Source organism: Nocardioides sp. NPDC058538, from assembly GCF_042719275.1.
GTDB lineage: Bacteria > Actinomycetota > Actinomycetes > Propionibacteriales > Nocardioidaceae > Nocardioides.
This window is the reverse complement of sequence record NZ_JBHXNY010000031.1, coordinates 21,351-35,990: the sequence shown is the minus strand read 5'-3', so window position 1 is coordinate 35,990 and position 14,640 is coordinate 21,351. Positions and strand designations below refer to the sequence as shown.

10 protein-coding genes are annotated in these 14,640 nt (G+C 70.8%); 7 read left to right on the top strand and 3 right to left on the bottom strand.

The window, feature by feature from the left end:
* The first annotated feature begins 55 nt into the window (after positions 1-55).
* Together ACFWQC_RS22325 and ACFWQC_RS22320 are read left to right on the top strand one after the other, a co-directional pair.
* Positions 56-562 carry a PH domain-containing protein gene (locus ACFWQC_RS22325; RefSeq protein WP_160027818.1) on the top strand — a complete coding sequence of 169 codons (507 nt, stop codon included), beginning with the start codon at positions 56-58 and terminating at the stop codon, positions 560-562.
* A 50-nt stretch (positions 563-612) separates the two neighbouring features.
* Complete coding sequence (locus tag ACFWQC_RS22320) at positions 613-1,572, top strand: co-chaperone YbbN (RefSeq protein ID WP_378683038.1); 960 nt, start codon at positions 613-615, stop codon at positions 1,570-1,572.
* Here the strand turns inward: ACFWQC_RS22320 and ACFWQC_RS22315 are convergent.
* The gene (locus ACFWQC_RS22315; protein ID WP_378683035.1) at positions 1,545-2,471 is read right to left on the bottom strand and encodes a LysR family transcriptional regulator; all 927 of its coding nucleotides are present in this window, start codon (positions 2,469-2,471) and stop codon (positions 1,545-1,547) included. The genes ACFWQC_RS22320 and ACFWQC_RS22315 overlap by 28 nt on opposite strands.
* Positions 2,472-2,544: 73 nt before the next feature.
* Here ACFWQC_RS22315 and ACFWQC_RS22310 point away from each other — a divergent pair, with 73 nt between their 5' ends.
* The 3 genes from ACFWQC_RS22310 (at position 2,545) to ACFWQC_RS22300 (ending at position 7,902) form a co-directional block, all read left to right on the top strand.
* The gene (locus ACFWQC_RS22310; RefSeq protein ID WP_378683032.1) at positions 2,545-3,477 is read left to right on the top strand and encodes an EamA family transporter; all 933 of its coding nucleotides are present in this window, start codon (positions 2,545-2,547) and stop codon (positions 3,475-3,477) included.
* A gap of 123 nt (positions 3,478-3,600) precedes the next feature.
* The gene (locus ACFWQC_RS22305) at positions 3,601-4,479 is read left to right on the top strand and encodes an alpha-L-rhamnosidase C-terminal domain-containing protein (RefSeq protein ID WP_378683029.1); all 879 of its coding nucleotides are present in this window, start codon (positions 3,601-3,603) and stop codon (positions 4,477-4,479) included.
* 9 nt (positions 4,480-4,488) lie between these two features.
* Positions 4,489-7,902: a glycosyl hydrolase gene (locus ACFWQC_RS22300; RefSeq protein ID WP_378683026.1), complete on the top strand. Its 3,414-nt coding sequence runs from the start codon at positions 4,489-4,491 to the stop codon at positions 7,900-7,902.
* A 9-nt stretch (positions 7,903-7,911) separates the two neighbouring features.
* Here the strand turns inward: ACFWQC_RS22300 and ACFWQC_RS22295 are convergent, their stop codons facing one another.
* Positions 7,912-8,655 carry an NUDIX domain-containing protein gene (locus ACFWQC_RS22295; protein ID WP_378683024.1) on the bottom strand — a complete coding sequence of 248 codons (744 nt, stop codon included), beginning with the start codon at positions 8,653-8,655 and terminating at the stop codon, positions 7,912-7,914.
* Positions 8,656-8,918: 263 nt separating this feature from the next.
* On the opposite strand from ACFWQC_RS22295, the gene ACFWQC_RS22290 reads away from it, so the two are divergent.
* Positions 8,919-9,800 carry an RNA polymerase sigma-70 factor gene (locus ACFWQC_RS22290; protein ID WP_378683021.1) on the top strand — a complete coding sequence of 294 codons (882 nt, stop codon included), beginning with the start codon at positions 8,919-8,921 and terminating at the stop codon, positions 9,798-9,800.
* Between the two features lie 67 nt (positions 9,801-9,867).
* Entirely contained in the window at positions 9,868-11,061 is a 1,194-nt protein-coding gene (locus tag ACFWQC_RS22285; RefSeq protein ID WP_378683018.1) for an MFS transporter, read from the top strand.
* A 161-nt stretch (positions 11,062-11,222) separates the two neighbouring features.
* Here ACFWQC_RS22285 and ACFWQC_RS22280 read toward each other — a convergent pair whose 3' ends face one another.
* Entirely contained in the window at positions 11,223-14,636 is a 3,414-nt protein-coding gene (locus tag ACFWQC_RS22280; protein ID WP_378683015.1) for a M36 family metallopeptidase, read from the bottom strand.
* Between the last annotated feature and the right edge of the window lie 4 nt (positions 14,637-14,640).

Sequence of the window (14,640 nt, the reverse complement as noted above, 5' to 3'; positions counted from 1 at the left end):
GGCGTACGGCCTGTTCTCTCGCCATGGGTTCGGCGGAGTCACTATCGTTGACTCCGTGAACCTCTTCGGTGTCGACATCTCCAAGCACCTCCTTCGCGACGAAGGCGAGGTCGTCGTCGACGAGGTCACCCATCACTGGGTCTCCTATCTCCGTCCGGTGGGCGAGGCGATCCTCGGGCTGGCGCTGATGATCGTCGCGGCGACGATCGACATGAACGTCGCCTGGATCATCGTGCTGCTCGCCTTCGCGCTGGTCGGCCATGCGTTCTGGCGGGCGCTGGTGGTGAGCCGGGACCGGTTCGTGGTCACCAACATGCGCATCTTCCGCGTCCACGGTGTGCTCTCGAGCGAGCTGGCGACCATGCCGCTGGCGCGAGTCCTCGACATCACCGTGAAGCAGTCGTTCACCGGCCAGATCTTCAACTACGGCCACTTCGTCTTCGAGTCGGCCGCCCAGGAGCAGGGCCTCAACAACATCTACTTCGTCGGCCGGCCGAACGAGCGAGACCTGACCATCCAGCGCGTCGTCCAGCGCGCCGGTCTGCGCGGCAGCGTGGGATAAACCAGCGTCGGGTGCACGCCACGCTGGTGCCTGCTCATAGGATTGAGAACATGACGCAGCAGCCGTTCTCCCGTCCCGGAGCCGTCGATCTCTCCGGGCTCGCCAGCACCACGCCCGCACAGGACGCCTCCTTCGGCGGTCCGGCCGATGCGGCTCCCGCCCAGGGGCGGAGCGCCGGCTCCTACACCGCCGAGGTCGACGAGCAGATCTTCCAGTCGGTGCTCGAGGCGTCGATGACCGCTCCGGTCGTTCTGGTCTTCTACTCGGCCTCCCGCGCGCCCGAGAGCGTCACCTACGCGGGCGACGTGTCGACGGTCGTGGAGGAGTACGACGGCCGCTTCCTGGTCGGCCTCGTCGACATCGACAAGAACCCGCAGATCGCGCAGGCGCTGCAGGTTCCTCAGGTGCCGCTCCTCTACATCCTGCTCGACGGCCGTCCGGTCACCCAGCCGATCCCGGGCGCGCTCAACCCCGAGGAGCTGCGTACGGTCTTCCAGCAGCTCGGCCAGCAGCTCACCACCCAGGGGATCGGCGGGCGGCACAAGCCCAACGCCCTCGGCGGTGCCGTGGCGACCGAGGACGGGGACGAGCCGGCGATGGATCCGCGCTACGCCCCGGCACAGGACGCCCTGGAGCGCGGCGACATCGATGCCGCCGTGGCCGAGTACGAGAAGCTGATCGCCTCCAACCCCGCCGACTCCGAGGCCGCCGCCGGGCTGGCGATGGCCAAGGTGCTGCAGCGTACGCAGGGGGTCGACCTCAACGCCGCCCGTGCCGCCGCCGCGGCCGCGCCCGACGACGTCGACGCGCAGACGCTCGTCGCCGACCTGGACCTGCTCGGCGGCCACGTCGAGGACTCGTTCATCCGGCTGGTCGAGCTGGTGCGGCGTACGTCGGACTCTGAGCGCAACAAGGCGCGCGAGCACCTGCTGGGGCTCTTCGCCGCGGTCGGCAATGACGACGAGCGGGTGCTCAGGGGTCGTCAGTCGCTGGCCTCAGCCCTGTTCTGAGCGGCCTTGTTCTGAGCCGCTAGGGCGCTCAGTACGGCGGTGACCGCCGGTGAGGCGGCCATCGTGCGCCGGTGCAGCGCGAGGATCTCGCGCGTGGGGACCGGGTCGACGACGCGTACCGCGACCAGGTCCTCACCCAGCGCCGCCCGCCCCATGCGGGGGACGAGCGCGATCCCGAGCCCGGCTCGCGCGAGAGCCAGATGGCTGTCGAACTCCATCGAGACGTGCGCGATCCGCGGCAGCTGGCCGGTGCCGGCGTACATCCGGTTCAGCCACTGCCTGCAGATCGTGCCCTCCGGAGTGGCGATCCAGTCCTGGGCGACGAGGTCGTGCGGGGTCACCTTGGCCAGCTGAGCCAGTGGATGGTCGCGATGGGCGATCACGTCGGCGATGTCGCGGTGGAGCTCGGTCGTGACGAGATGGTCGGGGATGGACAGCGGAACATCACCCCAGGAGTGCACCACGCCGATCTCGCTGTGACCGGTGGCGACCAGGTCGACGGTGTCCCACGGCTCGCGCTCGGAGAGGGTGAGGGCGAGCTCGGGATGGGCGACGCGGAGCTCGCCCGCGACCGGCGCGATCAGTCCGCGCATCGCGGTCGAGAAGGCGGTCAGCCGCAGTCGGCCGGCCACGGTGGTGGCCTGCTCGTGCAGCCCGGATTCCAGCGACTCCATGTCGGCGAGCAGCCGCGACCCCTCCTCGACCAGGTGCCTGCCGGCGTGGGTGAGCATGACGCCGCGCCCGATCCGCTCCAGCAGAGGTACGCCGACCTGTCGCTCGAGCCGCTTGACCTGCTGTGACACGGCGCTGGGCGTGAAGCCCAGGGCGTCGGCGGCCGCCACGACCGAGCCGTGGGTGTCGACGGTGCGCAGGGCGACGAGCGAGGCGAGGTCAATCATGAAGGAATGCTACGTCATCGGATGAAGAATCATTCGCTGGTGCTTCATGGTCATTGGGGTCATCGTTGATGGTGTGAACCGCCGTGACTCGCTGCTCGCCGTCCTCGTCGCCGTCCTGTGGGGCTTCAACTTCGTCGTCATCGACTGGGGCCTGTCGCCGCGCGAGGGACAGTCCGTGCCGCCGTTGCTCCTGGTCGCGGTGCGGTTCTTCCTGGTCGCGTTCCCGGCGGTGTTCCTGCTCCCGCGTCCGAAGGCGTCGTGGCGGGTCGTGGCGGCGGTCGGGATATTCATGAGCCTGGGCCAGTTCGGGCTGCTCTACACGAGCATGGCCGCCGGGATGCCGCCCGGTCTCGCCGGGCTGGTGCTGCAGGCGCAGGTCGTGCTCACCATCGTCCTCGCGGCTGGTGTGCTGCGCGAGCGGCCGACCCTCCTGCAGGTGATCGGCGTCGTCGCCGGCGCTGTCGGGCTGGTCGTGGTGGCTCTCGGGCGGGGCGGCCACGTGCCCGTCGTCGCGCTGGTGCTCTGCCTGCTCGCCGCGCTGTCATGGGCGATCGGCAACGTGATCTCCCGGGCGGCCAAGGTGCCCGGCGGGCTCTCGCTGACGGTTTGGTCGGCCTTGGTCGTTCCGCTCCCGCTGCTGGCGCTCTCGCTGGTTCTCGACGGGCCGCAGGGGGTCCGCGAGGGGGTCGCCGCCTTCGGCTGGGAGGCGCTCGTCTCCACGGTCTACACGGTGGTGCTGGCCTCGTTCGTCGGCTACGGGATCTTCAACTCGCTGCTCGCGCGGCACCCGGCGTCGTCGGTGGTGCCGTGGATCCTGCTGGTGCCGCCGGTCGCGATCGGCTCGGCGTGGCTGCTGCTCGGGGAGGTGCCGAGCCCCGGCGAGCTCGCCGGTGGCGCCCTCCTGGTGATCGGCGCGCTCGTCGCTCAGGGAGTGGTGCGCCTGCCGCGGTCCGGTGGGGTCGCCGGGCCGCTCCCGGACCTCGTCGAGAGCGGGAAGCGCCACTGAGCGCTCTCCTGGCCTGAGTGACGGACTGGCCGCATTCGGCCAGTCCGTCATGAGCCTCCCGTCATACGTGTGACGTGCGCCATACTGAACCTCCATTGGAGTTGAATCGTTTCAGGAGGTGCGATGAGAGCCCTGGTCACCCTTGCGTTGGTGGCGTCAGGCGTCGGTCTGATGTCGTCCGCGGCGGTCGCGAGCGACCCGTCCGGCGGGGTTGCCGCCCCGGCGAAACTCAGCCTCGGAGGGGTGAGCGACCCGATCGGCATCGACGACCTGACCCCCGATCTGCAGTGGCGCAACGGCGCCGGCGTCGCCCGACAGACGGCCTACCAGGTCCGCGTCGCCTCGACTCGCAGCCGGTTGGGCGACCCCGACCTTTGGGACAGCGGCCGGGTCCGCTCGGCCGCGATGGCGACGTCCTACGCTGGCGATCGCCTCGGCTCCCGCGACAAGGCGTCGTGGCAGGTCCGGGTGTGGGACGCGGCGGGTAGGGCGAGCGAGTGGAGCAGGCCGGCCTCCTTCGAGATGGGTCTGCTCGACGAGTGGGTGCAGCGCGACGACGGGGTCAGCTACGGCAAGTTCCTCGCCGCCGGCGCGACCTCGCTGCCGGAGAGCTGGACCAGCTCCGGCGCGTCGCAGAACCACTACATGCTCGGCGCGATCGACTCCTGGTTCACCGGTGGGGTCGCCGGCATCACCCAGGCCGACGACTCGGTGGCTTGGAAGAAGGTCGTGATCGAGCCCGCGCTCGTCGGTGACGTCGAGTCGGCTGCGTCCTCCTACGAGTCGGTCCGGGGCACGATCTCCAGCTCGTGGGTCCGGACGGACGGGCAGGTCCGGCTCACCGCCACGATCCCGCCGAACACCACCGCGACCGTCCGGGTGCCGGCAGCCGAGGGCGTCCGGGTCACCACCCCGACCGGCGCCCGCCGGGTGGCCTCGAGGGTCCCCGGGTTCGCCGAGTTCGAGGTCGGGACCGGCACGTACACGTTCATCACCAGGTAGGAGCAGAACATGATCCGACTCACCGGCCTTCTCGCCGGCACCGCGGCCCTGGCGACAGCGCTCGCGCTCGGCACCGTACCCACCGATCCCGCGGTGGCGACCCAGGCGACCCAGGCACGCGGCTTCGACCCTGCGGCCTTCGCCGACCCGCCCAGCGACAGCCGCCCGGCCTTCTACTGGTACTGGACGGGCAACGTGACCCCGGACGTCGTCGACGCGCAGATGGCGGAGATGCGCGACAAGGGCGTCTACGAGGCGGTCCTCTTCCCCTACGGCGGCGACAAGATGCAGCCGGCGTTCTTCACCGAGGCCTGGTTCGACATCGTCGAGCACGTCCTGCGGGAGGCACAGCGCACCGGGATGCGGATCTGGCTGTTCAACGACAGCAACTTCCCCAGCGGCAAGGCGGGCGGCATCATCGCCAACGGCGGCACGGTCGGGGACAAGACCTACGAGCCGAGCCCGGAGCTGCGCCTCAAGGCGCTACAGCGCTCGACGCGCGTCGTCGAGGGCCCGGCGACGATCGACCCGGCCGAGTCCAGCGGCCTCAGCGTCGAGGGCGGACGGCTCGTCGTGGACGCGGCCATCCGCGAGGGCGCGCACCCGATCAGCTCCGGTGCGACCTGGGGCGACTACACCGCGACCGGGAAGGTCACGCTGACCGCCTCCGGCGCGCAGCTCGTCGTACGCGCCTCCGAGGACGGCAGCCGCGGCTACCTCGTCGATGTCGACGTGAAGGGCAAGGCGAGCGTCTGGCGTCTCGACGGCGGCTCGCGGACCCGGCTGACCACCGGTGTGAACACGCCGGGCTTCTCACCACGTCGGGAGCAGACGATCAGCGTCACCGTCTCCGGCGACCGGATCCAGCCGGTGATCAACAAGACCGTCCAGCCCGAGGCGGTCGACGCGACGTATGCCACGGGTGCTCCGGCGGTCAGCGCGGAGTTCGGCGGTGTCGGGATCGAGGACGCGGTCGAGGGCCTTCAGCGTGTGCAGTGGAACGACCTCACTGTGACGGACCCGGCCGGGGCGGCGCTGTGGTCCCAGATGTTCGACGACAGCGAGGCGATCGGCGACTTCGGTGGCCCCCTGGTCAGGCTGAAGGACACGGTCGCGGCAGCGGCTCGCCCGACGGGATCGACCGACGGTGGCGACCTGGTCGAGCTCACCCCGAACCTCGAGGACGGCTCCTGGACGGTGCCGGCGGGGCGCTGGCAGGTGGACACCTTCGCCCACACGACCCTGGTCGACGACACCAGCGGCTACCACCGGGGCTACCTCAACCTGCTCGACCCCGACGCGACCGACCGGCTGCTCGAGGTGGTGCAGGGCGAGTACCTGCGCCGTTTCGGCTGGGCGATGGGTTCGGTGGTTCCGGGCTTCTGGGACGACGAGCCCTTCATCTCCTCGGCCGAGCCGTGGCCCTTCAAGCGGCTCGCCTGGTCCGACGGTCTCGCGGACATGATCGAGAACGCGGGCGGGACCCCGGGCGTCGCGTTCACCGCCGCCTCCGACCAGCTCGGCCGCACCGGTGAGCAGTACGCCGGGTCCTACTGGCGCGCGATCAACGACTCGTTCGCGACCAACTACTACCAGCGCCAGGCCACGTGGATGGGTGAGCACCGGCTGCAGCTGATCACCAACCCGCTGCTCGACGAAGAGGGTCCGCAGCAGCGGATGCACAGCACCGGCGACCTGGCCAAGAACAACCAGTACGCCCAGGTCCCCGGCACCGACATGATCACCGCCGACTACACCGCGGGCAAGCAGACCACCCTGATGCGCAACGCCGCCTCGGCGGCCCACCAGAGCGGCGCGGACCGTGCCCTGGTGGAGGTCTTCGGCAACTCCGGCTGGGGTGTCGCACCGGAGTTCATGCACGCCACGATCGGCGCCCTGGCCACCCGCGGAGCCAACTTCACCGCGCTGCACGCGATGTGGACCGACGAGAAGCAGGTCTACTTCGCGCCGCCGTTCGGTCCGGCCAGCACCTACTGGGACGCGATGGGCGACGTCGACGCCTGGATCGGCCGGGTCATGGAGCTCGGCCGTGGCGACTCGCTCGCCCGCACCGCCGTGGTCCAGCCACAGCGGGCCGCGGAGCAGACCCGGGCGACGGACGCGGAGCACGAGCTCGACGACCGCCTCGCCGAGGCTGCCTTCGCGCTCGAGCGCGGCCAGGTCGACTTCGACCTGGTCAGCGACGGTTCGCTGTCCGGTGATCCGGGCACTCGCTACCAGGCGCGCTCCGACGACGGCGAGCTGAAGGTCGGCAAGGCGAGCTACCGGATGCTCGTGCTGCCGACGACGCCGGTGCTGGACCTGGAGACGGCCAAGACCCTGAAGAAGTTCGTACGCAGCGGCGGCCGCGTCGCGGCCGTCGGGCCGTTGCCCGAGCTCGAGGCCGGCGGTCGGACCGCCGAGCTGGACCGGGAGCTGCGCTCGCTGTTCGGTGGCGCCTCGGCGGGTTGGACCCGTCACGGCGAGGGCCACGTCGCCGTGGTCGCGGACCCGGACGCTCTCGGTGGGCTCGCGGCTTCCGCCGGTGTCTCCGCCGCCGAGCTCAGCCCGGCCGCTCCGGCGGTGCGGGTGCTGCGTACCAGCCGCGACGGGGACGTCGCGTTCCTGGTCAACAACGAGAGCGACCAGGCCGTCAGCACCTCGGCGGCCCTTCCGGTCGACGGCGTGCCGGAGATCTGGGGCCCGCGTGACGGCAGCACCGAGGTCGCCGCGACGTACGACGAGGGCCGAAGCAAGGAGACCACCGTGCCGCTGCACCTCGATCCGTACGAGACGCTCGCGATCGTCTTCCAGAAGGGCAGCAAGCCAGGCGCGCACCTGGTCGGTGACCAGCTCGCCGAGTCGGTGACCCGGAGCGGGAAGACGCTCGAGGCGACCGTCCTGGTCGACGAGCCCGGGACGACGACCCTCACCGGCAAGGACGGGCAGCGGACCTACCGTGGCGAGGCCACGACGACCGACCAGCTGCAGCCGATCGCGCTCGACGGGCCGTGGACGGTGAAGCTCGAGCGCGAGGGCGAGTCGGAGCAGACCAGGCCGCTGGGATCGTGGACGACCATCGATCCCCGCTTCTCCGGGAGCGCGACCTACCGCACCTCGGTCGACGTCACCGCCGCCGACCTGGCCGGGCGGCGGATGCTGCTCGACCTCGGCGAGGTGCGCGACATCGCGCAGGTCACCATCGACGGGGTCGTACTGCCGCGGGCGCTGTGGCGTCCGTACGTCATCGACGCCACCGAGGCGCTACGTGCCGGCGCGAACACGATCGAGGTCCGCGTCACCAACACGCTGCTGAACCAGCGCGGCAAGGCCAACCAGGTCCCGCCGACCTCCGGTCTGCTCGGGCCGGTCAACCTCCGTCCGCGGGCGGTGGTCGTCGCGGAGCTGACGCCGTCGCGGTGAGATGGAGAGCTAGGGGCGGCCCGACTCGGTGTAGCCGGGGCCGCCCCGCAGCGCGGCGAGGGCGGCCTCGACCCGGCGTGCGGTGAAGTCGGCGGCCCGCTCGCGGACCTCGTCGAGTGTGCAGAACGCCACCGAGCGGATCTCGCGCGGCTGGAGAGTGGTGCGCTCGACGATCGAGGACGGGTGGACGCCGCCGTCGAAGACCAGGCAGACGGCGTCGTCCCAGCCGCCCCACGGCGGCAGCCAGTCGGTGAGCAGCAGGTTTCCGGCGGGGATGACGAGGGCGAGCTCCTCCTCGATCTCGCGGGTCGTCGCGAGCTTCGGCGACTCGCCGACCTCCACGATGCCGCCGGGCAGGTCCCAGTCCTTCTTGTAGGTCAGCTGGCACATCAGGACGCGCTCCTCGGCGTCGCGCACCAGCATCTGCCCGATCGCGCGCTTGCGCGGGAGGAACGAGTTGAGCAGCGCCCGGAAGCCCTCGGGTGCCTCCACCGGGGCATCGCTCGCGACCCGGGCGTAGATCATCCGGTCCTTGCCGCCCGCCACGCCGCGGAGCAGCCCCTCGCGGTGCAGCCCCGACCAGGTCGCGGTGCGCTGCTCGGTCGGGTCGTCCGGGTCGACCAGCGCCTCCACCCGATGATGGGTGAGCAGCGCGGCGGCCACCTCGCGGCGTACGACATCGACGGCCTCGCCCGCGGCCCACTCGATCCGGGCAACGCCCTCAGCCACCGTCGTCGTCTCTGGCTCGCTCACGCGACCACCTCCGTAGCGCAAGCGCCAGAGTACGGACGCGGTCGCGTGACATTTCGTTGGTTCACTCGCCGGCGCTCGCTCACGCGACCACCCTAGCGAGCCGGACCTGTCACAACCCGGCGGTCGCCGGTGTCTGGATGGCGACGAGATGCTCACATGACACAGGAGGCGACGATGCCCAGCACGTTCAGGATCCCGAAGGTGGATCTGACCGGCCTCTACGGCGCGATCACGCTGGCGCAGGCGCAGGTAGGGTCGCGGGCATGAGTGAGGATGCCGCGACGGAGGTCTTCGTCGCCCACCGCAACCTGCTCTTCACGGTGGCCTACGAGATGCTCGGCTCGGCCGCCGACGCCGAGGACGTGCTCCAGGAGACCTGGCTGCGCTGGGCAGAGGTGCCGCTGGAGGAGGTGCGCGACCACCGCGCCTACCTGGTGCGGATCACGACCAGGCTCGCGCTCAACCGCATCCGGACACTGTCGCGCCGCAAGGAGACGTACGTCGGTCCGTGGCTGCCTGAGCCGCTGCTGACCGCGCCGGACGTCGCCGAGGACGCCGAGCTCGCCGACTCGCTCTCGACAGCGGTGCTGCTGGTGCTGGAGACGCTCTCGCCGACCGAGCGGGCGGTCTTCGTGCTGCGTGAGGTCTTCGCGCTGGGCTATGGCGAGATCGCGGCAGCGGTCGACAAGTCGCCGGCCGCCGTGCGTCAGATCGCCCACCGGGCGCGCGACCACGTCGCCGAGCGGCGCCCGCGCGAGTCGGTCTCGGCGGTCGAGGCACGCCACGCCCTGGAGCGGTTCCGCGACGCCGCGACCGGTGGCGACCTGCAGTCCCTGCTGGACGTGCTCGCCCCCGACGTCGTGCTCTTCTCCGACGGCGGTGGCGTGGTGCAGGCAGCCCGCAATCCGATCCACGGCGCCGAGAAGGTGCTGCGGTTCTTCGCGGGGCTGGCGACGAAGTACGGGATCCCCAGGTTCGAGCTGACCAGCGTCAACCGCGCCCCCGGGATGCTGCTCTACTTCGGCGAGGAGGTCGACGGCGTCGTCACCCTGCACGTCGAGGACGGCATGGTCACCGGCCTCTACTACGTACGCAATCCCTCCAAGCTCAGCGGCGTCGCCGAGCAGGTTCATCTGGAACGCTGAGGCCCGGCGCCGGCCCTGAGGCGGCGCGTGCGAGGGTGACGCCCTACGTGCTGCTTGGAGGTTGGCGATGGAAGAGCGGGTCGACGGGCGGCCGCTGCTCGCGGTGCTGGTCACGCTCTGCGTGACCGTCACCGCGGCGTACGGCGTCCTCTACTACGCGTTCACGGTCCTGCAGCCGCGGATCGTCGACGCCACCGGGTGGTCGGCGGCCGCGATCACCACCGCCTTCTCCGCCGGGACGCTCGTCGGCGCCGTCGCGGGCATCCCCGTCGGGCGGGTCATCCAGCGCTTCGGGCCACGGTGGGTGATGGCCGGGGCCAGCCTGCTGGGGGCGGCGTCGCTGCTCGTGGTCGCTGCCGCGCCCTCGTACTGGATCTTCGCACTGGGCTGGCTGCTGGTCGGGCTCTCGACCGCCGGAACGTTCTATCCGCCGGCTTTCGCGGCGCTGACCCACTGGTTCGGTACGCGGCGGGTCGATGCGATCACGACCCTCACCCTCGCCGGCGGATTCGCCTCGACGATCTTCGCGCCGCTCACCGATGCGCTGGCGGGCTGGGTGGAGTGGCGATGGACGTACGTGATCCTGGCCGGCGCCTTCGTCGTGCTGACGTTCGTGCCGAGCATCGTCGTGCTCGATCTCGCCTGGAAGCCGACTGCTCCGGCTGAGGACGGTCGACCTGTGCGGGACCGGGACGTGCTGCGGAGCAGTCGGTTCGTGCTGCTCACGCTTGCGGGCACCCTGGTCTCGATGGCCGTGTTCGCCTCGATCGTCCACCTGGTTCCGTTCCTCGTCGAGCACGGGCTGAGCGCCACCACCGCCGCCTGGGCCCTCGGGCTCAGCGGCGCCGGCCAGGTCGCGGGACGCGCGTTCTATCCGTTCCTGGCGCGGCGTTTCGGCGTCCGGGCCCGGATGATCGGGGGAGTGCTCTGGTTCGCCGTCTCCGTCGCGCTGCTTCCGTTGCTGCCCGCGGTCGGCTGGGTGATGATCGTCGCCTCGGTCCTCACCGGGACGGCCCGCGGTCTCTACACGCTCATTGCGGCGACCGTCGTCAGTGACGTGTGGGGGCCGGAGAGGTACGCCGCGCTCAACGGTGTCTACTCGGCTCCTGCTGGGGTTGCTGGTGCGCTTGCTCCTGCTGTGGGTGCTGCGCTCGCTGCGGTGCTGGGCGGGTACGACGCGCTCTACTGGGTTCTTGCTGGGACTGTGCTCGCTGCTGCTCTGCTTGCTGGGGTTGCGTTGGCGTCGTCTGGGCGGCGGTGACAGGCGCCGGCCGCAGTGATCCTCACCCCCGCACCTGGTCCGGTGCCGGCTCCGGTATCAGAGCCTTCATCGTCGATCTCCAGACCGGCAGGACCCCGACCGCCGCTGCATCCCGCTCTGCCCTGGCGTCCGCGAGGACGTCAGGGCAGAGGCCGATCCGGCTACTGCCCGAAGACCTGCAGCTCGGCGGCATGGACGATGGTGCCGCGGTCGGAGCCGGACTTGCAGTCGGTCGTGGTGAACGGATCGGCGTCCTGCTCACCGGCGTACCCGACATAGCCGGTGCACTGGTTCTCCAACGTCACCAGACGGACCGCCGCGGCGGAGGTGTCAGGGACGTCGAAGGTGCGCAGGTTGAGGTTGGGGGCGACCGGCCTCGGGCGCTTTCCGGGGAAGGCGTCGTCGGCCGAGGTGTAGAAGCGCTTCCAGGTCGCGCCGGCCGTGTCGCAGGCGGAGACGCACGCCTCCAGGGCGAACTTCCGCAGTGCGGTGAAGCGCGACCCCGAGTCGGCGTCGGTGTCGGTCGCCGGCGACAGGTAGGCGCTGACGTTGACCGTCTTCACCGTGCGGGTCCCGCCGGCCAGGTCCACGGCGACCGAGGGCGTGGTGACATCCACGTTGGCGGCGGTCACCCCGCCCCAGCTGGTGCCCTCGGTGCCGTCGATCAGGGCGCCCGGGTTGCGAGAGCCTTCGGTCGAGGTGAGCACCTTGGCTCCGTTGGCGGCCGCGGCCAGGTTGGTCCCGGTCGCGAACGAGACGGTCTTGGCGATCTCCGCGGGGGAGACCGTGACGGTCTTGCGCTGGGCGCCCCCGGCGGCGGAGACGTAGAGGAGCTCGTACGTCCCCGGCACGAAGTGAGCCACCGACCCGAGCGCCGTGCCGGAGAGCGTGTCGGCGATCGGGGTGGCCCGCGCCTCGAAGCGGCCGACGTAGACCTTCCCGGGTGCGGGCGCGCTGAAGGTGACCTTGACGTTGCGCGAGACCGGTGAGGCGAAGCTCGGGGTCGGCTCGTCGCTGTCGGCGGTCGTGGTGGCGTACTGACCCATGCCGCGCCGGGCGAACGCATCCGCGATCACCTGGCGGTTGGCGCCACCGAAGCGCATCTGGTCGGCGGCGAGGAACGCGTCGCGGGCGTCCAGCATCGAGGTCGCACCCTGCTGGAGCAGGAACGAGTCGAAGACCAGCTGGATCCAGCGGCGGTTGCCGGGACACTTGTCGGCGGCCAGCGGCGAGGCGGTGGTCGTCCCGACCGAGCAGCGCCGCTGCAGGGCCTTGTCGGCGTAGGGATGGGTCGCGTCGTACTTGTCGACCAGCGCCTGCCGCACCGACCACATCGTCCCGTTCCAGATCTCGCCGTCGGCGTGGACCTCGGGCCCGGTGCTGTCGAAGCCGTAGTCGGAGAAGTTGAGCGGGTTCTTGTCGATCGCGAAGTCGCGGATCGCGACGTCGGTGTTGCCGGTGGCGTAGGAGCCGACGGCCCACGGGTTGCCGCCGTTGTAGAGGTCGTGGGCGAACATGTGCTCGGCCGCGGCCAGGTCGCTCCAGGACTCACCCATCGCGCCGCCCTGCTCGGAGGTCAGGCCGTCGTCGGGACCGCCGACCATCCGGTTGGAGATGGCGTGGGTGTACTCGTGGCCGACGATCCCGAAGTCCAGCGAGCCGTCGGTGCAGGGCGCGTAGAAGGCGCCGGCGGCGGGCTGGAAGAGGTACTGGTTGGTGACGCCCGGAACCCCGTCCATCAAAGTGAGCTGGTTGGCGTTGTTGCGACCGGTCAGCAGCCCGGTCTGCTCGATGATCTGCGAGTCGAGGGCGGCGGCCTGCGCGTTGCCGACCTCGGCGTCGAGGCCACGACCGCCACGGCCGAGGTTGTCGGTCTGCAGGTTGTAGTTCTCCTCGGTGAAACCGAGGAAGTAGGACCAGTCGTGCATCCGGTTGTGGCTGGCGAACAGGTTTCCGACCACGTAGTTCACGTCGTTGCCGCCGGGGACCAGGGTCGTGGGCGAGCACTTGGAGTTGTTCCAGGCGTCGGTGAACGTGCCGGTGTAGTCGCGCACCGGCGAGATCGGCGCCTGTTCGAGGCCACCGGCCGCCAGCGGCGAGAGCCAGCCCTCATGGGTGTTGGCGTTGTTGCCGATCGTGGTGAGGCTCGGCACCCCGATCGCCGTGTTGAGCAGCGTGTCCCACGGGCCGGCGTTGGCCAGGCTCTTCAGCTCCGGCCCGGTGCACTCGGCCACCTTGGTCCAGCACGCGATCACGTCGTTGGCCGGGACCGCCTCGCCGCCGGTCGAGGCGGCATCGGGAGTGCCGGGGAAGTAGGACCAGCGCGGGTTGCTGCCCGGCAGGTCACCGGTCGCCGCGCCGGCATCGGAGGAGGCGACGGTCACCGTGTAGCTGCCGACGAGGAGCGAGTCGTCGAAGGGACAGACCTGGACCGCGTACGTTCCGGGGTCGATCTTCTGCGCGGTGTAGGTCGCGGTCTCGGGGCTGGTGAGCAGGTCGCCCTCCACGAGCAGCTTCCCGTCCGGAGCGAAGAGCTTGACGGTGAAGTCGTCGGTCGGCAGCCCGATCGCGACAGCGGCCAGGGTGCGGGTCTTGTCATCGGCGATCTCGAAGGTGTGCTTCGGGCCGCAGGAGCCGAGCGCGGTGCCGGTGAACGGACCCTCGATGTCGTTCTCGTGGTCGACGTTGTCGCGGCGCAGGAGCACCTCGCCGGTGACCGCGTCGACCAGCACCGTCTGCCCCAGCAGGGTGGCGGCGGCGGAGTCGACGACGGTCGCCTGGAATACGGGACGTACCCCCTCGCCGGGGACGGGGAGGGCCCGCAGCCGCACCAGCTGGTCGGTCGCCAGGCCGGGGACGGTCAGCGTGGTCCAGTCGGTCAGCTTGGCGGCGAGATCGGTGACGATCTCGCCGACCTTCGAGCCGGAGATCGGGCGTCCGGCCGAGGCCGCCGCCTTCAGCCACGCCTCGATGGGGGTGAGCTCGGCCTTGGCCGGGGTGCCGGTCACCTTGGACAGCGAGGAGGAGACGTAGGTGATGGCGCCGTCGGCCACGCCCACGGTGACCATCCCCTCGGTGGCGGCGGACAGACCGTCGTAGGTCTGCCGGAAGAGCACCGCATGACCGCCTCCCCCGGCCAGCAACTGGTCGCTGACGAGCTCGAGGTCGGCCAGCTGCGCTGCGCTGAGCCCGAAGACCGCCGCGTTGTCGTCGAGGAAGCCTCGGGCAGCGGCGACCGGGTCCGAGGAGCCGGCCGTGGCCAGCACGCCGTCGGAGGAGATCAGCGAGGTCGGAGTCCCGTGGGCGTTCCAGCGGATGTCGACGGCGGCCAGGGCCTGGGCCGCGGACTCCTGGGTCGAGGTGGGCAGCACGCGGTCGCGTACGTCCAGGCCGGCATCGGCCTCGTGACCGAGCAGCCCGCCGGAGCGGGCCGTCTCAGTCCTTGTGGTTGCAGGGTCATCAGCAGTGGAGAGCGCGGCACCCGAGACCGGCGTCACCAGCACGAAAGCGCCGAGGGCGAGGCTCAGCGCAGCACCGAGGCTCGCCCTGGCGCGACTGGAACGAATATCGGTCATGCTA

Excerpts from the sequence above, each read along its gene's own strand:
- ACFWQC_RS22320 (WP_378683038.1), top strand. The coding sequence starts at position 613 with ATGACGCAGCAGCCGTTCTCCCGTCCCGGAGCCGTCGATCTCTCCGGG.
- ACFWQC_RS22315 (WP_378683035.1), bottom strand. The coding sequence starts at position 2,471 with ATGATTGACCTCGCCTCGCTCGTCGCCCTGCGCACCGTCGACACCCAC.
- ACFWQC_RS22305 (WP_378683029.1), top strand. The coding sequence starts at position 3,601 with ATGAGAGCCCTGGTCACCCTTGCGTTGGTGGCGTCAGGCGTCGGTCTG.
- ACFWQC_RS22300 (WP_378683026.1), top strand. The coding sequence starts at position 4,489 with ATGATCCGACTCACCGGCCTTCTCGCCGGCACCGCGGCCCTGGCGACA.
- ACFWQC_RS22290 (WP_378683021.1), top strand. The coding sequence starts at position 8,919 with ATGAGTGAGGATGCCGCGACGGAGGTCTTCGTCGCCCACCGCAACCTG.
- ACFWQC_RS22285 (WP_378683018.1), top strand. The coding sequence starts at position 9,868 with ATGGAAGAGCGGGTCGACGGGCGGCCGCTGCTCGCGGTGCTGGTCACG.
- ACFWQC_RS22280 (WP_378683015.1), bottom strand. The coding sequence starts at position 14,636 with ATGACCGATATTCGTTCCAGTCGCGCCAGGGCGAGCCTCGGTGCTGCG.